The sequence below is a fragment of the Mycobacterium sp. genome, assembly GCF_052143115.1.
In the GTDB taxonomy this organism is placed as follows: domain Bacteria; phylum Actinomycetota; class Actinomycetes; order Mycobacteriales; family Mycobacteriaceae; genus Mycobacterium.
Map to the genome: position 1 here is coordinate 1 of NZ_JBKQTQ010000314.1, position 18,275 is coordinate 18,275.

Sequence of the window (18,275 nt, forward strand, 5' to 3'; positions counted from 1 at the left end):
TGCGCCTTGCCGTTCGGCCCATGCCGATCTCGACCATGTCACGCATGAGCGACCCTTCTCGATCGGTTCACCGCACGTAGTAGTTGGGCGCTTCGGCGGTCATGGTGATGTCGTGCGGATGGCTTTCCTTCAAGCCCGCCGCTGTGATCCGGACGAATTGCGCCCGCTGCAGCGCCTCGATGGTGTTGGAGCCGGTGTAGCCCATCGCAGCGCGCAATCCACCGGTGAGCTGATGGATCACCGACGCCAGCGGCCCGCGGAACGGCACCCGACCCTCGATGCCCTCGGGCACCAGCTTGTCCTCGGAGAGCGCGTCGTCTTGGAAGTAGCGGTCCTTCGAGTACGACTTGGCTGGCTCCCCCGAAGCCCCACGTCCTTGCATGGCGCCCAATGACCCCATGCCGCGGTAGCTCTTGAACTGCTTGCCGTTGACGAAGATCAGCTCGCCGGGGGCCTCGGCGGTGCCGGCCAACAGCGAGCCCAGCATCGCCGTCGATGCGCCCGCGGCCAGCGCCTTGGCAATGTCGCCGGAGTACTGCAGTCCGCCGTCGGCGATCACCGGCACGCCCGCCGGACCGCAGACCGCTACTGCCTCGAGGATCGCGGTGATCTGCGGCGCCCCGACGCCGGCCACCACCCGGGTGGTGCAGATCGAACCCGGACCCACACCGACTTTGACCGCGTCGGCGCCGGCCTCGACCAGTGCCCCGGCCGCCGCCCTGGTGGCGACGTTGCCGCCGACCACCTCGATCCGGTCGCCGACCTCGGCCTTGAGCTTGCCGACCATGTCGAGCACCAACCGATTGTGCGCGTGCGCGGTGTCGACAACCAGGACGTCAACTCCTGCGTCGACCAGCGTCATGGCCCGCACCCAGGCGTCGTCGCCGATCCCGACGGCGGCACCAACCAGCAATCGGCCGTCGCAGTCCTTGGTGGCCAGCGGGTGCTGCTCGGTCTTGACGAAGTCTTTGACGGTGATCAGCCCGGTCAGTCGGCCGTGACCGTCGACGACAGGCAGCTTCTCGATCTTGTTGCGGCGCAGCAGGCCCAGCGCCGCGTCGGCGCTGACGCCCTCCTGGGCGGTGATCAGCGGAGCCTTGGTCATCACTTCCGCAACCGGTTTGGACTGGTCAACCTCGAAGCGCATGTCGCGGTTGGTGATGATCCCAACCAGCGCACCGGAGTTGTCGACCACCGGCAGCCCGGAGATCCGGAATTTCGCGCACAGCGCATCGACTTCGGCCAGCGTGTTGTCCGGCCGGCAGGTGACCGGGTCGGTGACCATGCCCGCCTCCGACCGCTTCACCATCTCGACCTGGCCCGCCTGTTCGGCGACCGACAGGTTGCGGTGCAGCACGCCCATGCCGCCGGCCCGGGCCATCGCGATGGCCATCCGCGACTCGGTCACGGTGTCCATCGCCGAGCTGACCAACGGCACCTTGAGCCGGATCTGCTTGGTGAGCTGGCTGGACGTATCCGCACTGGCGGGCACCACATCTGAGGCTGCCGGCAACAGCAGGTGTCGTCGAAGGTCAGTCCCAGCATCGCGACCTTGTGCGGATCGTCACCTCCGGTGGGTACCGGGTCGTCGGCGAAGCCGCCGACGCGGACGTATGGTTCGACAATCAGGTCGCCGCTGCCTTCAAGTCGGGACAAGCCAGATGACATTGCCGGGGCCCTCCCCTACGCATGCGGAGTGAGGACCTCATCCTATCGGCTCCTTACCACTCGGTCGCGACGCGCGCCGGGGGCGCTCACCACGGAGCAACATGGCTGCTGGTCTGCGGGCGTAGCGCTGGCGTGATGCCCGCCCGGCTGCGTAATGTGGAGCCGTGCGCGACTACCTCCCGCCGGGTTTGCCGCCGGATCCTTTTGCCGACGACCCGTGTGATCCGTCGGCGGCGCTGGACGCCGTCGAGCCCGGTCAACCGCTTGACCCCCAGGAGCGGATGGCGGTCGAAGCCGACCTGGCCGACCTCGCGGTGTACGAGGCCCTGTTGGCGCACAAGGGTATTCGCGGCCTGGTGGTGTGTTGCGACGAGTGTCAGCAGGACCACTACCACGACTGGGACATGCTGCGCGCGAACCTGCTGCAGTTGTTGGTCGACGGCACCGTCCGACCGCACGAGCCGGCCTACGATCCCGAGCCTGACGCCTACGTCACCTGGGATTATTGCCGGGGGTACGCCGATGCCTCACTCAACGAGGCGACCTCGGATACTCCGATATCACGGGAATAGCACGGCTCGCCGGTAACCAGGCGTTTTTCGCCTCAGCCACCCACCGAGTTGGGCAGCTGAACCGTCATGCTGACCGCGGGGGCCGCGCTCGGTAGTGAGCTGGGCACCACCGTCGCATTGGGATCGCGGTTGGCGACCTTGGCGGTCAAAAGGTTCATCCGCTCGATCAGATCCTGTTTGCGATCGCCGTCCTTGACCGTCTGCACCCTGTCGCTGACCGCGGCAAGTTTGTCCTGCGCGTCATCCCACTGTCCCAGCGCGATCATTTGCTCAACGCGGTCCAAATCGGTATCGGCGGACTGCGCGATCCGCTCATCGTGCACCGAAGGCGGCTCGCCCAACAGCTTGGTATGGACGCCGTAGAGCGTGTCGCCGGGCTGGGCCCCGCCCATCACGGCGACGAATCCGCCGACACCGAGGACGGTCGCGGCGATCGCCCCCACCAGCGCCATCCGATGGCGGACACGACGACGCGCCGCCAGCCCGCGATTCAACGCCCCGACCGCGTCACGCTCCCGGCACAGCCCGCTCGGCGCCGGGACCCTCAGCTCGTCGCGCCAGTCCTCCAGCAGCCCGGCCAGCGCCCGCTCTCGGCTATCTCCCTGCTCTGCGACGTCGCTGAACTCGACCGGCTCACGTTTGGCCAGCGCATCGATGAACCGCTCGGTGCGGGCCACCGCGCCCGCATCGAGCTGATCGAACGGCGTATGGGTTGGCTCAGACATAATCTCGCCCCGCTGCAACAATCTCGGATTTCAGCCGCGCCAAGGCGCGGTGTTGGGCTACGCGAACCGCTCCAGCGGTGCTGCCAATGGCGCTGGCGGTCTCCTCGGCGCTCAAACCGACCACAACGCGCAAGATCAGGATTTCGCGTTGCTTGTCGGGCAGAACCTTGAGCAGCTCACTCATCCTGGAAACGGAGTCGGCTTCGATGGCCGCCTGCTCGGGACCGGCCTCGGCTGACCTGCGCTCGGGAATGAAGTCCGTGGGGTATGCGAGGTCACGGCCAGCTGCACGATAGGCATCGGCCACTTTGTGCGCGGCGATGCCATACACGAAGGCCAGGAACGGGCGACCGCGATCACAGTAACGCGGCAACGCCATCACGGCGGCCAAGCACACCTCCTGTGCCACGTCATCAGCCGAAAGGCCGGTCCGCTCGATCGTGCCGACTCGCGCGCGGCAGTATCGGACCACGATCGGGCGGATCGTCTCCAGCACTCGTCGAAGCGCGTCCCGATCACCTGCTACGGCCTCAGCTACAACAGCGTCGAGACGTTCCTCCTGGGTTGTCATCGACGGCAACATCTCCAACGTTACGAGCCGGGCATGGCCCAGCGCAGCGGCACACAGTAAAACAATAACGACACACGGCAGCGTCTGCGCTGTTACCGCCGAGCCCAGGCTCCGCCCCAGTGCTCCACTTGGCGGGCACACTCGTCGCGAATATCGCACAGCTCCGTGATCGGGCGGGTGAGACTTCCCGTATCGACAAGGTCGACCAGTAGACAGGCCACCGCCCAGCGCAGCGGCACCAGGCCCAACCGGCCGGTGAGCTCCAACGTCACCTCACCGACGGTCCGGGCCCGGTCGACGGCACCGGCGCTGCACAGCGCAGCGGCCAACACCACGTCGCTTTTGGCGCAGTGCCGGGCGGACACCGACCCGTCGACCGTGGTCGCCGCCAACTCGACGGCGACCTCGGCGTTGCGCACCGCGGCGGCACCGTCGCCGGCGACCATCGCCAGCTCGGCGGCAACCCAAGCTCGGCGCACCAACAGCCGGTGCTGCGGCGCCTCCGCCACTATCGGCTCTGCCCGGCTCAGCAACGTCGCCGCGGCGGCCAGCCGACCGACGCCGAGTGCGTCGGCCGCCAGCCCGATCAGCGCATCGGCAGCAGCCTCAGGGTCGGTGCCGGCCAGCGCCAAGGCACGACCGTCCCAGCCGCGCGCCAGCCTGTGCCAACCCAGCTGGCGCAGAAACGAGGCCTGGGTACTGTGCGCCAGCGAGGCAAGTCGATCCGCCGGAGCAGAGCGCAGTAGCGTGGTGAGGTCGTTGCGAGCGCTGCCGTAGCGGCCCTGCCCCCCGGCGCCGACCGCGCGGAGCCATAGCTGACTTGGTGTGCCCGCCGACGGCAGCGGCCAGCGTCCGGGCTGGTTTCCAAAGGCGGAAGCTGTGAGATCGGACTCGATTGTCGGATCGTAGGGCATATCGATCACGGCTGGCATCAGTTAAAATTGCATGGTTTCTGAGTTACACCGGTATTAAATCTGACGCAGATTATATTTATCGTGACCACCCCACGACCAGTCGCGAGCTGGGATATTCCCGCATCACACCCCGTCACCATGCATACGTTGGCGAGCAGGCTCATCACATCGATGAACTCAGGGTAAATTGTCAAGCCCCAGTTAAGCATTCGGCAGATCACCGAGTGTTGACGAAAATTCCGTAGGCCCCCTACCTTTAAGGTCGACGAGTAGTCACCGACGACCCGCTCGATTCAGTTGACGACGTACTTGATCGCAAACTGGCCTGATCTTGGGCGTGTAGAGAGGGACTTCAATGCCACAACCGGAGCAGCTACCAGGCCCCAACGCCGATATTTGGGAATGGCAATTACAAGGCCTTTGCCGTGGGGTGGATTCGTCGGTGTTCTTCCATCCGGACGGCGAGCGCGGTCGGGCCCGCTTGCAGCGTGAGCGGCGGGCGAAGGAGATGTGCCGCCAGTGCCCGGTACTGACACAGTGCCGCGCTCATGCTCTGGAAGTCGGCGAGCCGTACGGCATCTGGGGCGGGCTCTCAGAGACCGAGCGTGAGCTGCTGCTCAAGCGTGAGATAGGCCGCACGCGCAGCATCCGTCGCACCGCCTAGTCCACTCCGACCAGCCGGACTACCGGAAAACCCCGCCCTGGCGAACCAGGGCGGGGTTTTTTCTCGATGCGGCGGCGAGCGTGGCGTTTGATACGAAAGACTCGCTACAGATGAGGCAGTCGACGGAAGTGAACACAGTGAGCCGTAACCGTAGAGTCGTCGCCCCCGTGAGGCCGCTTGTTCTCGCCACGATCCTGTTCGCACTCGCCAGCTGTACAGCGCCGACGGCGCCGCCAACCGCAATGACGGTGGCGACCTCATCCGCAACGACCGCGGCCCCCACGCCGCTGGTGTCAACGATGCCCGCTGCGCCAAGCGCTCCCATGGGCGCGCAGCCTCAGCTGGCGTCAGACCCGGCGCAGCTGGCCGACGACCTTGTCGCCGATGAGCAAGCGCTGCGTAACGGGTCGACGGCGGAGGGAGCGCTGGCGGCGGCGGCGCGTCGCCAGCAGGCGGCCTACCGGGCCATCGGGCGGCACCCCGAATGGGACTCGAGTACGCGCCCGCGAATCCCGCCCTCATTACTCGACGTGTATGACCGCAACGTCGACGCCCGTCGGCAGCTCACCGCGATAACACCCATGAGAACCACGCTGCCCGCATGGCGCGTCGACCCACCTGCTCCGGCCGACGAACTGCTGGGCTACTACCACCAGGCGGAGTCGGAATCCGGCGTCGGCTGGAACTACCTGGCCGCGATCAACCTCGTCGAGACCCGCTTCGGCAGCATCAACGGCGCGAGCACCGCCGGCGCGCAAGGACCCATGCAGTTCTTGCCCGCGACATTCGCCACCTATGGCCAGGGCGGCGACATCCACTCGCCCCGCGACAGCATCATGGCAGCGGGCCGCTATCTCGCCGCCAACGGATTTGCCAACGATCGTGATCACGCCATCTACCGGTACAACCACGCCAACGAATACGTGCGGGCGGTCAACCAATACGCAGCGCTGATTGCGGCCGATCCCGCTGCGTTCGCCGGCTACTACCGGTGGGACGTCTACTGCTCCACGACCTCGGGCGACGTGTTGCTGCCCATCGGTTACGCCGCGACCTCGCCGATACCGGTAGGGGACTATCTGGCGACCCACCCGCAGTAACTCATGGGCGCAGAAATCTCCCGGCGGCGGAATAGCTGCGCGCCGTGCAAGGGTTGCAACGGCAATGACCGCACCAGATACCACCACCAGCAACCTCGGCCGATTCGGCTACTTCGGACTCGGCGCTACCCCCGACCAGGCTCGGGAAATCGAGCGGCTAGGCTACGGCACGATTTGGATCGGCGGTTCACCACCGGCCGAATTGTCCTTCGTTGAGCCACTTTTGGAGTCGACCACCGCGCTGAAGGTGGCCACCAGAATCGTCAACATCTGGAGCGCGGCCGCCAAGCCCGTCGCCGAGTCGTTCCACCGCATCAACACCGCCTACCCGGGCCGCTTCGTGCTCGGCGTCGGGGTCGGCCATCCCGAAGCCGAAGCGCAGTACCGCAAGCCCTACGACGCGCTGGTGTCATACCTCGACGAGCTCGACGAATACGGCGTACCTGCCGATCAACGCGTGCTCGCCGCGCTCGGTCCGCGGGTGCTGAGGCTGTCGGCCGAACGCGCCGCCGGGGCTCACCCGGCCAACGCGACGCCCGAGCACACCGCACAGGCCCGCTCGATCATCGGGCCGAACGCACTCTTGGCGCCCGCGCACAATGTGGTACTGAGCAGCGACGCCGAAGAGGCGCGGGCGATCGGCCGCAAGACGCTGGCCACTTACCTCAACCTGAGTAACTACGTGAGCAATTGGAAGCGGCTGGGTTTCACCGACGCCGACGTCACCCCGCCCGGCAGCGACAAGCTCATCGACGCCGTGGTCGCGCACGGCACTCCTGACGACATCGCCAGGCGGTTGGGCGAGTATCTGAGCGCCGGCGCCAACCATGTCGCGATCCTCGTGTACGGCGGGTCGGAGAAGGTGTTGCCGACACTGTCCGAACTCGCTGGGCCGCTTGGCCTGTCACGGTAACGGGAGCCACCGCAACGGTGCCACGATGGCAGTCGGTGACGGGCAGACGTGGGACGATCCGATCCGGCGTTATTCGGCGTTCAAACCGTCAAGGAGAGTGGCATGACGACAGACCAGGCAGGCCATGACGCGGGGTCGTCCGAGGGAACCGTGACCGTCACCGAGGCCGGTACGGGGACTTACACGCAGCAGATCACCGCCGGGCACCACCAGCTCGTCGCCGACGAGCCGCAGCCGATTGGCGACGACACCGGGCCGACACCCTACGATCTGCTCCTGGCCGCGCTCGGGGCATGTACCTCCATGACGGTGCGGATGTATGCCAACCGCAAGGGCTGGCCGCTCAAGCAAGTTCGAGTGACGTTGCGGCACTCGCGCATTCACGCGGAAGACTGCGCCGACTGCGAAACCCGCATCGGCTTGATTGATCATATTGATCGCGACATCGAACTGGAAGGCGACCTCGACGACACTCAACGGCAACGGTTACTGCACATCGCCGAACGTTGCCCTGTTCATCAGACCCTGACCTCAGAGGTCGACGTCGCCACATCCTTGCGGTAGAAAGCCGATCACCGCGGTGCCCGTGACGTTATCGTTTCCCGTGGGCCGCCGCGAAGGGTTGTGAGCGAGAGTGAACGTAGTGAGTCTCTTTGAGCTGCATGGCAAGAAAGCTCTAGTGACGGGCGCCTCCAGCGGTATCGGCAAGCAAGTGGCGCTGGCGTACGCGCAAGCCGGGGCTGCAGTGGCGATCACGGCCCGACATCAGGAGCCGCTGCAGGAAGTGGCCGCAGAGATCGTTGCCGGTGGCGGGAGGGCGCTCCCCATCACCTGCGATGTCACTCAACCCGAGCAGGTGGCCACCATGGTGAACCGAGTCGACGAGGAGTTGGGCGGGATCGACATCGCGGTGTGCAACGCGGGGATCATCGCTCTCAACAGCCTGCTGGACATGCCGCTGGAGGAGTTCCAGGGCATCCAGGACACCAATGTCAACGGTGTCTTCCTCACCGCACAGGCCGCGGCGAAGGCCATGGTCGTCCAGCAACGCGCCGGAACCATCATCACCACGGCATCGATGTCCGGCCACATCATCAACACCCCGCAGCAGGTAGGCCACTACTGCGCCTCGAAGGCGGCGGTCATCCAGCTGACCAAGGCTATGGCGGTGGAGTTCGCGCCCTACAACATCCGGGTCAACAGCGTCAGCCCGGGCTACATCCTTACCGAACTGGTGGAGCCCTACGCCGAGTACCACGCGTTGTGGGAACCGAAGATCCCGCTCGGACGCTTGGGCCGGCCCGAGGAACTCGTCGGCATATACATCTATCTCGCGAGCGACGCGTCGAGCTATATGACCGGCTCCGACATCGTGATCGACGGCGGCTACACCTGTTGGTGAGTGGCCACGGCTCTCGCGGACCTGGGAGACCCGCGCCAGAATGATCTATCCCTCGCACATGGAGCTCATCACCATGCCCCTGGCGCCGCTTGATACTCGCCACCTGCCGGCCGGCGTGCACTCCCGCTTCGTCGATGGCGTCAACGACCTTCGCATGCATGTCCTCGAGGCCGACCAGCAGAAGCCGGGCCAGCCCTTGTTGCTCCTTCTGCACGGCTTTCCCGAACTCGCCTACAGCTGGCGCAAGGTCATGGTTCCGCTCGCTGAGCTCGGTTACCACGTCGTCGCGCCGGATCAGCGCGGCTACGGTCGCACCACAGGCTGGAGCCCGACCTACGACCAGGATCTGCGCCCCTACTCGATGCTGAATCTGGCTCGCGATGCGGTGGCGCTCACGTTCGCGCTGGGCTACCGGCGGGCGGCGGCCGTAATCGGTCACGATTTCGGTTCTCTTGTTGCCTCGTGGTGTGCTCTGACCCGGCCTGATGTCTACCGGCGGTGCGCCATCCTGAGCGCACCCTTCGCGGGGCCGCCAAGGCTACCGTTCGGCACCGCAGCCCCAGGCTCACAACGCGCCGAGCCGGGCAACGCTACGGGTGACGTCGAAGCTGACCTGGGTCGCTTGCCGCGCCCGCGCAAGCACTACCAGCGCTACTACACAACCAGGCCCGCCAACGACGACATGTGGCGCGCCCCAGAGGGTGTGGGCACATTTCTGCGCGCCTACTTCCATTACAAAAGCGCCGACTGGGAGGGGAACAAGCCTCATCAGCTCGCGAATTTTTCAGCCGACGAGTTGGCGAAGATGCCGACCTACTACGTGATGGATCGCGACCAAACAATGGCCGAGACGGTGCGCCCCTTCGTGCCATCGGCGACCGAGATCGGCGCTAACCGGTGGCTGCCAGACGCTGAGATCGCCGTCTATGCTGAAGAATACGAGCGCACCGGCTTTCAGGGTGGCCTCAACTGGTACAGGGCCAGCCTGGAGCCGCATCTTGTTGCGGACCTGAGCCTGTTCTCGGGCAAGACAATTGGCGTGCCTTCGATGTTCATCTCCGGCCAAAGCGACTGGGGCACATATCAGATGCCCGGTGCCCTGGAGATCATGTGCGAACGGGCCTTTGCCCACATGACGGGCGTGCGCCTGGTGCCCGGCGCCGGGCACTGGGTGCAGCAGGAGCAGCCCGAGTCCGTCGTCGAACACCTGCAAGCGCTGCTTGCCATCGAGGTGTAGAAGTCCAGCGAATGCCGCTTGCCGGACGCGACCCAACAAACAAACACCACCGGCGAAAAACCGGGGATGCTCCTGCCAGTCAGTAGTCGGCGGGCTGGTTGAAGACGATTACAAGGCTGACGATCTTGCCGTCACGCACGCTGAAGTAGTTCGTCAGAACAAGATCGTCGGGGAGGTTGGTCCGGTCGAAGGTACCGTCGTAGGCTCCGCGCACAACGGTATCGTCGTAATGATTGAGCACCTCGCGAACCTCAATCCTCACCTTGTCACCGACTATCTCCTTGGCCACCCAGCGGCGGATGGCGTCGATTCCGACGAATTCGCGGTGGTTGTCGTTGACGTAGGCATCCTCGGCGAAGGTGGCGACGATGCGATCGCTGTCGCCGGCGTTAACCGCGTCGATGTGGTCGGCGACGATCCCTACCAGATCGGTCTCTTTCATGCTCTCGTCTCCCAATTCGTGGCTGGCCGGTGTTGCAGCCGGTGATCACACAGTGCGCGCTGACACCGTGGACGAGTCAAGGCTCGTTCGGAGCGTGAGTCTCCCCCGAGGGGAGAGTGCACACTGGGGGCCATGAGTTCTCCCGCGCTTTTGGCCATCGGGGACTTCTCCCGTGCGACGCAGCTGAGCGTGAAGATGCTGCGCCACTACCACCAGATCGGGCTGCTCGAGCCCGTTGATGTTGACCGTGCTACCGGCTACCGCCGCTACAGCACCGCCCAGATCGCGACAGCACAGATCATTCGCCGCTTCCGGACTCTCGAAATGCCACTCGACGAGATCCGTACCGTCATGAGCACCACCGACCTTCGTCTTCGCAACGAACTGATCAACGCCCACCTCATGCGGCTGGAATCCCAACTCGCGCAAACCGAACGGGCCGTTGAGTCGCTGCGTGAGCTGCTTCAGCCCGGGCCCGCTCTCGAAGGCCGAATAGGTTACCGCGGAGTCGAAGCGGCCGAGGCGGTCGCGATCAGCGACGTCATCGACGTGCGCGATGCGATGACGTGGCTCCGGGGAGCGCTGGCCGAGCTGTATGCCAACCTGACCGCTCAACGCGCGCGCATCTGCGGCCCGGCCGGGGGCATTTTCACCGACGAGCTGTTCACCCGTGAACGAGGATCGGCGACCGTTTTCGTCCCGTTCGCCGGTGATATCCGTCCCACCGGGCGCCTCATTGAACTGGTCGTACCCTCCGCCGAACTAGCCACCGTGGTGCACGCCGGCTCCCACCGCGACATCGACCTGGCCTACGGCGCCCTGGCCGTTCACGTCGCCCAACACGCCATCACCATCGATGAGCCCATTCGCGAGTACTACCTCGTCGGTCCCCAAGACACCGGTGATGAAACAGCCTGGCGCACCGAGATTGGCTGGCCGGTCTTTCACACCACCACTCCGCAAGCCGGCGCGCCCACACAGCGCCACACTTGAAGCCCACCAACGATGCAACCCATTCGCCCGGTGAGATCAGGGACGATCTGATCCGCCGGACTTCGCCGTTTTCGTGTTTACTGTGTCACTCCAAGACGAAGACAGGGATCTTCCTTGTCGTCAGCGACTGCAATTCGATGTAGTGGGGGTAAGCTTCGGTTCCCCTCTGCCACCATTCTTCTCGCTCGGCCCCATGAACCTCGCGGGCCGTCAGCTCGAACACTTTGTCGCCGTCCTGCACCGTGACCTTCGGGTTAGCCCGGAGGTTGTAGACCCAGGAGGGGTTCTTCGGGCTCCCGCCGATGGAACCGACCATGGCGTAGCGCCCGTCCTTCTCCACTCGCATCAGCGGCACGTACCGCTTCTGCCCGGACTTCGCACCCGTCACCGTGAAAAGGACGACGGGGCGATCCAGGATCTGGACCCCGTCCGTAGTGCCTTGTGCCAGTATTTGTTCGGTCTGCTCTCGCACCCAATCGGTGGTGCTGAGCTGTACTTGATCCGTCATGCCCGCGTAAACATCTCGGTATACCTGGCCATTCCCACGGCCGGGGGTCGGCATGATGAGGAAGTCCCAACTCCCAGCGCACAAGGTCGAGACCAGTCCTCACGTTGGGTAATCGAAAGCACCCCCGGCCAGGAGCCGGGGTGTTCCGCTCGCCAACAGACGCAAAAGCCCCCGACACGCCGGGCGTGCGGGGGCTTTTGCTTCGGCTCGCGGTGCTGCCCTAGTGAGCGTGACCGTGGTGATGACCGTGGCCGTGCCTCGCTTCCTCGGCAGGCTTCTCGACGATCGCCGTCTCGGTGGTGTTAGACGTAAGCCACCGTCGACCACCAATAGACCGGCACTTGTAGTCGTCCGGATGAGCAAGGTCACCGAGACCACCACCTCACCTGAGCGCCAGCTTGCTGAGTGACGAGGTGGCCACCGGACTTTGGAACACGTCGCCACTCGCGGAAGGCCTGTTCGAGGGGCGCCTCGTAGTCGGCGACCGCTCGATGTGGTTGGTGATGAGCTCGACCAGACGGTCGGTGACTCCGGGCGCCAGGTCGTGGCCCATGCCGGCGATAGTGACATGACGAGCACCGGTGATGGCCGCCGCGGTGGCATGCCCACCGCTGGGGTGCACGATGCGGTCGCGGTCGCCGTGAATCACCAACGTGGGCGCGGAGATTCGACGCAGCTCGGCGGTGCGATCGCCCGACTGGTAGATGGCGTTGATCTGCCGTGCGACGCCGTCACCGGCCGCCTCCCGCAGACCCCGGTCCCAGGCCCCCGCCGCGTACTCGGCGGCGCCGGTCTCGTCGAGCGGGAACCCGCTGCCCGCGAGGTGGCCCATCAGCCCAACGTGCTTGCCGATGAATTCCTCGCGGGTACGTGACCCAGGCTTGGACAACAGCAGCAGCGTCGACACGGCAGGCTGTCCGACCCGCTTGCCGCCGGTGGTGGAGAAGATCGACGTCAATGACAACGTCCGAGTGGGGTAGCGGGCCGCGATCGTCTGGGCGATCATGCCGCCCATCGACATTCCGACGACGTGGGCCTGCGCGACGCCGATGTGGTCAAGCACCGCGATGGCGTCGCCAGCCATATCGGCCAGGTCGTAGCCGTCCCGGCGGGGGCGACGCAACGCGCGGCGTAGCAGGCTCGGCGGCGGTGTGGCGGCCGGGGTGGTGCGGCCGACGTCACGGTTGTCGAACCGGATCACGTAAAACCTCTGGGCAACAAGGCCGTCGACCATGGCCCGCGGCCACGACGTCAGGTCCAGGGTCAGACCGGCGATCAGGAGCAGGGGCGTACCGGACGGATCACCGTCCGTCCGGTAGCACACCTGCCGGCCGGCGCCGACGCGACAGAACTGGTCGGTCATGCCGGCACCGCCACTGCGCTCGCGGCCGCGACCTGGCGGGAGGTGTCGAACCGCAGGTTCGGGTCCACCACCGAGTCGCTGCGAAGCAGCTTGACGTCGCTGTAGTAGCTCGAGGACATCATCCACGGCGCGCCGTCACCCTGCTTGGGCATCAGGTGCAGCGCACGCTGGACGTACCCGACGGAGAAGTCCAGCAGCGGCCGGGCCTCCATCTTCGGGTCGCCGACCTCGGGTCGCGTGGTGTCGTAGCCGTTGGCGTCCATGTGGGTCAGCAGCCGGCAGAAGTGCTCGCACAGCAGCCCGACCTTAAGCGTCCACGACGAGTTCGTGTAGCCGACGGCGAACGCGAAGTTCGGCACGCCCGAGAGCATCATGCCCTTGTACGCAAACGTCTTGGCGAAGTCGACCGGCTCGCCATCCACGCTCAGGGACACCCCGCCGAACATCTGCAGGTTCAAACCCGTTGCGGTAACGATGATGTCGGCGTCCAGATGGCGGCCCGACTCCAGCTCGATGCCGGTCTCGGTGAACGTCGCGATGCGGTCGGTCATCACCGAGGCGCTGCCGTCGCCGATGGCCTTGAACAGGTCGCCGTCGGGCACCGCGCACAACCGCTGATCCCACGGGTTGTAGTCCGGGTTGAAGTGTTCGTCGATGGGATAGCCCTCGGGCAGCTGCTTGGCGTTGAGCCGGCGAATCATCTTTCTGGCCGGACCCGGGAAGGTCTGGCAGAACTGGTAAATGGCACGCTGTTTGACGATGTTCTTGCGCCGCGTGAGCGCGTAGCCACGCTTGTCGCCGAGCAGCTTCTTGGCGGTGTTGGCGAAGACGTCCTTCGACGGCACCGCCATGATATAGGTCGGTGAGCGCTGCAGCATGGTCACGTGTGCCGCCTTGCCGACCATCGCTGGCACCAGGGTGACCGCGGTCGCGCCGCTGCCGATGATGACGACCTTCTTACCGGTGTAGTCCAGATCCTCGGGCCAGTGCTGGGGGTGCACGATCTGGCCTTGGAACCGGTCACGGCCTTTGAACTCAGGGGTGAATCCCTGGTCGTAGCGGTAGTAACCCCCGGCCATGAAGATCCAGTTGGCGCTGAACTGGACCAAGGTTTCGGCGTCGGTGCGCTCCACGTCGACCAGCCAGCGCGCCTCGGCGCCGGACCAGGCGGCGCCGAGCACCTTGTGGTGAAAGCGGATCTTCTCGTCGATGCCGTTCTCGGCTGCGGTCTGGCGCAGGTAGGCCAGGATCTTGTCGGCGCTGGCGATGGCGTTCTCGTCGCGCCAGGGCTTGAACTCGTAGCCGAAGGTGTGCAGGTCGGAGTCGGAGCGAATCCCCGGGTAACGGAACAGATCCCAGGTGCCGCCGGTGGCGTCGCGCGCCTCCAGGATGGCGTAAGACCTGCCGGGGTGTTCCTTCTGCAGGGAGTAGGCGGCACCGATGCCCGAGATGCCGGCGCCGACGATCAACACGTCGACGTGCTCGACATGGGTCGCGGTGGAAGCTGTGGCGATCATGGATTGCTCCTGGGTGAGTGATGTGGGTTTGTGCTGTCCATGATTGAGGTCTCGGCCACCATTTCCCAATTGCAAACTGCCGTAACTTTCGCGTTTTAGAGTGCATAATGCACTGCCTCGCGTAGAGTGATCGCATGGCGTGGGAGCCTCCGTCGCCGCGGGTCGCCGAGCTGATCCGCCAGGGAGCGGAGATCGCGCGCGATGCGCCACCGGAGTGGCTCGACGACATCGACCGCGCGACCCTGGCCGCCAGCCCCGAGATCCGCGAAGACCCGGTGCTGGCTGCGTCCGTGACCCGCACCAACCGGGCCAACCTTCTGCACTGGGCCGCCGCCAACGTTCGCGATCCGGGAAGTCCGGTGCCCGCCAACCTGGGGGCCGAGCCGCTGGCCCTGGCACGCGATCTGGTTCGCCGAGGCATGGACGCCGCCGCGCTGGACGCCTACCGGGTCGGACAAAACGCCGCATGGCGGCGGTGGATGGACACCGCCTTCGCTCTCACCTCCGATCAGGGCGACTTGCGCGAAATGCTCGACGTGACGTCCCGCTCGATCAACGAATTCATCGACGCGACACTGGCCGGCATCAACGCCCAAATGCAAACCGAGCGTGAGGAGCTGACCCGAGGCACGCATGCCGAACGCCGAGAAGCCGTCGCCCTGATCCTCGAGGGCGCGCCCATCACTCGCCGTCGCGCCGAAGCCCGTCTTGGCTATGCAGTCAACCAATCCCACACCGCGGCCGTCGTGTGGACCGACGAGCCCGACCGCGACGCGCATTCCCTCGAGCGAGCCGTCGACGCCCTGGGTCAGGTGGCCGGCACCCGCCCGCTCAGCGTGCTCGCCAACGCCGCCACTCGCTGGGTGTGGATCGGCGGCGGGAAGCGCTTGACCATCGCGCATATGCACAGCGCGCTCGAGCGATGCCCCGCGGTGCGGGTCGCCGTCGGCCCGACCGCTGCCGGGATTGACGGTTTTCGGCGCAGTCATCTGAACGCCCTCACCACCCAGCGGATGCTCGCCCGCCGGGAATCCCGCCAACGCATCGTGCTGTTCACCGACGTCCAACTGGTGGCGCTGCTCACTCTCGACCCTGAAGGCGCCGACGAATTCATCACCCAGATACTCGGCGACTTCAGGCACGCAGCACCCGAATTACGCAGCGCAGTAGAGACATTCATCAACGCCCAGTGCAATGCCTCTCGCGCAGTGGCCCGCCTCTACACCCACCGCAACACCTTGGCTGAGCAACTCCACCGCGCCGAAAAGCTACTTCCCCGCCCCCTGGAAGAATCCAGCGTTCACGTCGCCGTCGCCTTGGAAGCCTTGCGGTGGCGTGGCGATGTCGCCCTAGATTCCACGAAAGCAAGTGCCAGCACACCCGGCAGGCGCTGATAGCCGCCGTCGCGCGGCCATTCGATCCAAAGGGCTGCGAGCAGATCCGGGCTCGGCCCGGGACCGTTCACTTGATGACATCGGCTCGCGGGGGTGGGTCGGCCAGTCAGCGACGATCGAGGAGTCGGCACTGGACGCTTCTTGCCGGACAAGACGAACAAACGAAACACCCCCGGCGATAAACCGGGGGTGCTCCGTGTTGATGATTCCTAGTGAGCGTGGCCGTGGTGATGACCGTGGCCGTGCTCGTCCTCGTCGGCGGGCTTCTCGACTATCGCGGTTTCGGTCGTGCGAGATTGCAGCCAGCGCATTGTCGTTAACCCACTGAGAAGTCGTCCACTTAACTACGCGCCGCGGCGAATTTATAGTTTGCGAATGTGACGCTCGCCCGACCGGAGACCCGCTACGCAGAAGCAGATGGGTCCGCATTGGCTACCAGGCGTTCGGCTCGGGGAAGCGGACACTGATAGGTGTTCCCGGATTCGCACAGAACCTCGAAGTAATCTGGGAGAACCCGGAGGCCACTACTTTTTTTGAACGGCTCGGATCCGTCTGCCGCGTAATTTATTTCGACAAGCGCGGCACAGGAGTGTCCGACCGCAGCATCCCCCCGCCGTCGCTCGACGCGCGGGTGCAGGACCTCGTCGCCGTCATGCGCGCAGAAGCCGTAGACCGCGCCGTCATCGGCGGCTGGTCGGAGGGCGGCACCCTGGCAGCGTTCTTTGCCGCCACGTTTCCTGAGCGCACCGAGGGTTTGATTCTGAGCGGCAGCTTCGCAAGCTGGGTGCGCCGTGACGATCATCCGTGGGCACCAACCAGGCGGCAACAATTGCTGGCCTTAAGGCTGGGTCCGTTGATCTGGGGCACCGGCGAAACCACGATGAGGCACATGGCCCCGTCCATGGAGGGGCAACCGGGTTTCCGGCGGTGGGCGGCCCGTTACGAACGCGCATCGCTGCCCCGATTGAAGCTGGCCCCATTTGGCCGGCTTATTGCCGAGATCGACATCCGCCACGTGCTGCCGTCCATTTACGCTCCGACCCTTGTGATGCACGCCCGCAGGGATCGCGTCGTCCCGTTTCAGAGTGGCCGTTATCTGGCCGAGCACATCGTGGGCGCTCGCCTCGTGGAGCTCCCCACCGACGACCACGCCGTCTGGTTCGGTTCCGGCCAAAAATACGCCGACGCAATCGAGGAGTTTCTCACCGGCACCCGGCCGAACGCGGACCATTCACGGAAGCTCGCAACGGTTCTCTTGACAGACATTGTCGACTCGACAATGCATGCCGCGCACCTGGGCGACACCGCGTGGCGCGACTTCTTGGACCATCACGACGACTTGTGCCGCATCGAGATTGGTGTGTGCGGAGGCCGCTGGATCAAGAGCACAGGCGACGGACTGCTGGCGACTTTTGACAGCCCGAGCCGGGCGGTTCGATGCGCGTGGGCGTTGAGGAATCGCATCAGATCAGAGCTTGATATCGAGATTCGGGCCGGGTTGCACACTGGCGAGATCGAGACACGCGGCGACGACATAACCGGGATGGCCGTGCATCAAGCCGCGCGGATTCAGGGCTTAGCCAGGAATTCGGAGGTGCTCGTTTCTTCCTCTATCAGCAACCTCGTGGCCGGTTCCGGCATCACGCTAGAAGGCCACGGAACGCACACCCTGAAGGGCATCGCCGAACCGTGTGAGCTCTACAGGGTGCGTTATGTCTCAGGCGGTTAGCTACGGCGTGATCGCACAGAGCGCCCCCAGCCAAATGACCGGGGCGGTCTGCCGCCAGTGCCTAATGGTGGTGGTGGCCGGCGTGCTCGTCCTCGTCGGCGGGCTTCTCGACAATCGCGGTTTCTGCCGTCAGGATGCCCAGGGCCCGACGCCGCCGACCTTCTCGATCGTGATGGGTGTCAGGTACCCGGGCGGCGCGTCAGGCGGCGGGAAATTGCCGCCTGCGCCGAACATCGCCGTGTTCAGCTCGTCGAGCAGTTCAGCTGCGCCGCCCTCCTCGCCAAACTGGACATTGGGTTAGCTCGCGCCCGCCGCGATCACCTCGTCCACCTCGAGGGCCCGGCCGGCCATCTCGGCGTGTGCCTTGTCCAGCGCGTCGGCCTGATCCTCATCGGCCTTCATCAGCGCCTCGATGTCGAAGCCGGCCATGTCGAGTACACCCATGTCCCTGAAGGCCTTCTGCACCTTGTCGCCCCACAACCCGATGTCCTTGACGATCGGCACGATGCGGCTGAACAGGTGCGAGCGGAACTGGATCATCAGCGGCGACGTGTCGACCCACT

Annotated in this window: 17 protein-coding genes and 3 pseudogenes; 10 read left to right on the forward strand and 10 right to left on the reverse strand. The window is 65.4% G+C overall.

What is annotated here, in order from left to right; genetic code table 11:
* Positions 1 to 67: 67 nt before the first annotated feature.
* Positions 68 to 1,668 (reverse strand): annotated as a pseudogene (gene guaB / locus ACLQI9_RS30970) (IMP dehydrogenase).
* Between the two features lie 164 nt (positions 1,669 to 1,832).
* On the opposite strand from guaB, the gene ACLQI9_RS30975 reads away from it, so the two are divergent.
* Positions 1,833 to 2,240, forward strand: coding sequence for a DUF5319 domain-containing protein (locus ACLQI9_RS30975; protein ID WP_325683147.1), 408 nt, complete (start codon positions 1,833 to 1,835; stop codon positions 2,238 to 2,240).
* Between the two features lie 32 nt (positions 2,241 to 2,272).
* Here ACLQI9_RS30975 and ACLQI9_RS30980 read toward each other — a convergent pair whose 3' ends face one another.
* The 3 genes from ACLQI9_RS30980 to ACLQI9_RS30990 all read right to left on the reverse strand — a co-directional run bounded on the left by ACLQI9_RS30980 (position 2,273) and on the right by ACLQI9_RS30990 (position 4,468).
* Positions 2,273 to 2,965 carry an anti-sigma-D factor RsdA gene (locus ACLQI9_RS30980; RefSeq protein WP_442382611.1) on the reverse strand — a complete coding sequence of 231 codons (693 nt, stop codon included), beginning with the start codon at positions 2,963 to 2,965 and terminating at the stop codon, positions 2,273 to 2,275.
* The gene (locus ACLQI9_RS30985; protein ID WP_442382612.1) at positions 2,958 to 3,536 is read right to left on the reverse strand and encodes a sigma-70 family RNA polymerase sigma factor; all 579 of its coding nucleotides are present in this window, start codon (positions 3,534 to 3,536) and stop codon (positions 2,958 to 2,960) included. The genes ACLQI9_RS30980 and ACLQI9_RS30985 overlap by 8 nt, the downstream gene beginning before the upstream one ends.
* A gap of 92 nt (positions 3,537 to 3,628) precedes the next feature.
* Positions 3,629 to 4,468, reverse strand: a complete 840-nt coding sequence (locus ACLQI9_RS30990; protein ID WP_442392716.1) for a hypothetical protein — start codon at positions 4,466 to 4,468, stop codon at positions 3,629 to 3,631.
* A 337-nt stretch (positions 4,469 to 4,805) separates the two neighbouring features.
* Here ACLQI9_RS30990 and ACLQI9_RS30995 point away from each other — a divergent pair, with 337 nt between their 5' ends.
* The 6 genes from ACLQI9_RS30995 (at position 4,806) to ACLQI9_RS31020 (ending at position 9,766) form a co-directional block, all read left to right on the forward strand.
* On the forward strand, positions 4,806 to 5,114 hold the full coding sequence (locus ACLQI9_RS30995; protein WP_442382614.1) for a WhiB family transcriptional regulator: 309 nt from the start codon (positions 4,806 to 4,808) through the stop codon (positions 5,112 to 5,114).
* A 137-nt stretch (positions 5,115 to 5,251) separates the two neighbouring features.
* Positions 5,252 to 6,214, forward strand: a complete 963-nt coding sequence (locus ACLQI9_RS31000) for a transglycosylase SLT domain-containing protein (protein WP_442382615.1) — start codon at positions 5,252 to 5,254, stop codon at positions 6,212 to 6,214.
* 64 nt (positions 6,215 to 6,278) lie between these two features.
* A complete protein-coding gene (locus ACLQI9_RS31005) occupies positions 6,279 to 7,127 on the forward strand; it encodes an LLM class F420-dependent oxidoreductase (RefSeq protein WP_442382616.1) in 849 nt (282 codons plus the stop codon).
* A 102-nt stretch (positions 7,128 to 7,229) separates the two neighbouring features.
* The gene (locus ACLQI9_RS31010) at positions 7,230 to 7,691 is read left to right on the forward strand and encodes an OsmC family protein (protein WP_442382617.1); all 462 of its coding nucleotides are present in this window, start codon (positions 7,230 to 7,232) and stop codon (positions 7,689 to 7,691) included.
* 70 nt (positions 7,692 to 7,761) lie between these two features.
* Complete coding sequence (locus ACLQI9_RS31015; RefSeq protein WP_442382618.1) at positions 7,762 to 8,529, forward strand: SDR family oxidoreductase; 768 nt, start codon at positions 7,762 to 7,764, stop codon at positions 8,527 to 8,529.
* A 58-nt stretch (positions 8,530 to 8,587) separates the two neighbouring features.
* The gene (locus tag ACLQI9_RS31020) at positions 8,588 to 9,766 is read left to right on the forward strand and encodes an alpha/beta fold hydrolase (RefSeq protein WP_442392718.1); all 1,179 of its coding nucleotides are present in this window, start codon (positions 8,588 to 8,590) and stop codon (positions 9,764 to 9,766) included.
* A 79-nt stretch (positions 9,767 to 9,845) separates the two neighbouring features.
* Here the strand turns inward: ACLQI9_RS31020 and ACLQI9_RS31025 are convergent, their stop codons facing one another.
* Positions 9,846 to 10,208, reverse strand: coding sequence for a nuclear transport factor 2 family protein (locus tag ACLQI9_RS31025; RefSeq protein ID WP_442382620.1), 363 nt, complete (start codon positions 10,206 to 10,208; stop codon positions 9,846 to 9,848).
* Between the two features lie 132 nt (positions 10,209 to 10,340).
* Here ACLQI9_RS31025 and ACLQI9_RS31030 point away from each other — a divergent pair, with 132 nt between their 5' ends.
* Entirely contained in the window at positions 10,341 to 11,201 is an 861-nt protein-coding gene (locus ACLQI9_RS31030; RefSeq protein WP_442382621.1) for a MerR family transcriptional regulator, read from the forward strand.
* Between the two features lie 85 nt (positions 11,202 to 11,286).
* Here ACLQI9_RS31030 and ACLQI9_RS31035 read toward each other — a convergent pair whose 3' ends face one another.
* From ACLQI9_RS31035 to ACLQI9_RS31045, 3 genes are all read right to left on the reverse strand, one after another.
* Complete coding sequence (locus ACLQI9_RS31035; protein WP_442382622.1) at positions 11,287 to 11,709, reverse strand: nitroreductase family deazaflavin-dependent oxidoreductase; 423 nt, start codon at positions 11,707 to 11,709, stop codon at positions 11,287 to 11,289.
* A 382-nt stretch (positions 11,710 to 12,091) separates the two neighbouring features.
* Positions 12,092 to 13,072 (reverse strand): alpha/beta fold hydrolase, encoded by a 981-nt coding sequence (locus tag ACLQI9_RS31040; protein WP_442382623.1) that lies wholly within the window; start codon positions 13,070 to 13,072, stop codon positions 12,092 to 12,094.
* Complete coding sequence (locus tag ACLQI9_RS31045; protein WP_442382624.1) at positions 13,069 to 14,589, reverse strand: flavin-containing monooxygenase; 1,521 nt, start codon at positions 14,587 to 14,589, stop codon at positions 13,069 to 13,071. Before ACLQI9_RS31045 ends, ACLQI9_RS31040 begins: the two co-directional genes overlap by 4 nt.
* Before the next feature lie 134 nt (positions 14,590 to 14,723).
* Here ACLQI9_RS31045 and ACLQI9_RS31050 point away from each other — a divergent pair, with 134 nt between their 5' ends.
* Both ACLQI9_RS31050 and ACLQI9_RS31055 read left to right on the forward strand, forming a co-directional pair.
* Positions 14,724 to 15,983 carry an Rv1453 family transcriptional regulator gene (locus tag ACLQI9_RS31050; RefSeq protein ID WP_442382625.1) on the forward strand — a complete coding sequence of 420 codons (1,260 nt, stop codon included), beginning with the start codon at positions 14,724 to 14,726 and terminating at the stop codon, positions 15,981 to 15,983.
* A 466-nt stretch (positions 15,984 to 16,449) separates the two neighbouring features.
* Entirely contained in the window at positions 16,450 to 17,712 is a 1,263-nt protein-coding gene (locus tag ACLQI9_RS31055) for an adenylate/guanylate cyclase domain-containing protein (RefSeq protein WP_442382626.1), read from the forward strand.
* Between the two features lie 129 nt (positions 17,713 to 17,841).
* Here the strand turns inward: ACLQI9_RS31055 and ACLQI9_RS31060 are convergent.
* Positions 17,842 to 17,991: pseudogene (locus tag ACLQI9_RS31060) on the reverse strand (PPOX class F420-dependent enzyme); the annotation flags it as partial.
* 18 nt (positions 17,992 to 18,009) lie between these two features.
* Positions 18,010 to 18,275: pseudogene (locus tag ACLQI9_RS31065) on the reverse strand (aminobenzoate oxygenase); the annotation flags it as partial.

What these genes read in the sequence shown, in the direction of transcription:
- ACLQI9_RS31005 (WP_442382616.1), top strand. Translation starts at nt 6,279, where the DNA reads ATGACCGCACCAGATACCACCACCAGCAACCTCGGCCGATTCGGCTAC.
- ACLQI9_RS30985 (WP_442382612.1), bottom strand. Translation starts at nt 3,536, where the DNA reads ATGACAACCCAGGAGGAACGTCTCGACGCTGTTGTAGCTGAGGCCGTA.
- ACLQI9_RS31040 (WP_442382623.1), bottom strand. Translation starts at nt 13,072, where the DNA reads ATGACCGACCAGTTCTGTCGCGTCGGCGCCGGCCGGCAGGTGTGCTAC.
- ACLQI9_RS31035 (WP_442382622.1), bottom strand. Translation starts at nt 11,709, where the DNA reads ATGACGGATCAAGTACAGCTCAGCACCACCGATTGGGTGCGAGAGCAG.
- ACLQI9_RS31020 (WP_442392718.1), top strand. Translation starts at nt 8,588, where the DNA reads ATGGAGCTCATCACCATGCCCCTGGCGCCGCTTGATACTCGCCACCTG.
- ACLQI9_RS31050 (WP_442382625.1), top strand. Translation starts at nt 14,724, where the DNA reads ATGGCGTGGGAGCCTCCGTCGCCGCGGGTCGCCGAGCTGATCCGCCAG.
- ACLQI9_RS31010 (WP_442382617.1), top strand. Translation starts at nt 7,230, where the DNA reads ATGACGACAGACCAGGCAGGCCATGACGCGGGGTCGTCCGAGGGAACC.
- ACLQI9_RS30980 (WP_442382611.1), bottom strand. Translation starts at nt 2,965, where the DNA reads ATGTCTGAGCCAACCCATACGCCGTTCGATCAGCTCGATGCGGGCGCG.
- ACLQI9_RS31025 (WP_442382620.1), bottom strand. Translation starts at nt 10,208, where the DNA reads ATGAAAGAGACCGATCTGGTAGGGATCGTCGCCGACCACATCGACGCG.
- ACLQI9_RS30990 (WP_442392716.1), bottom strand. Translation starts at nt 4,468, where the DNA reads ATGCCAGCCGTGATCGATATGCCCTACGATCCGACAATCGAGTCCGAT.
- ACLQI9_RS31030 (WP_442382621.1), top strand. Translation starts at nt 10,341, where the DNA reads ATGAGTTCTCCCGCGCTTTTGGCCATCGGGGACTTCTCCCGTGCGACG.
- ACLQI9_RS30995 (WP_442382614.1), top strand. Translation starts at nt 4,806, where the DNA reads ATGCCACAACCGGAGCAGCTACCAGGCCCCAACGCCGATATTTGGGAA.
- ACLQI9_RS31045 (WP_442382624.1), bottom strand. Translation starts at nt 14,589, where the DNA reads ATGATCGCCACAGCTTCCACCGCGACCCATGTCGAGCACGTCGACGTG.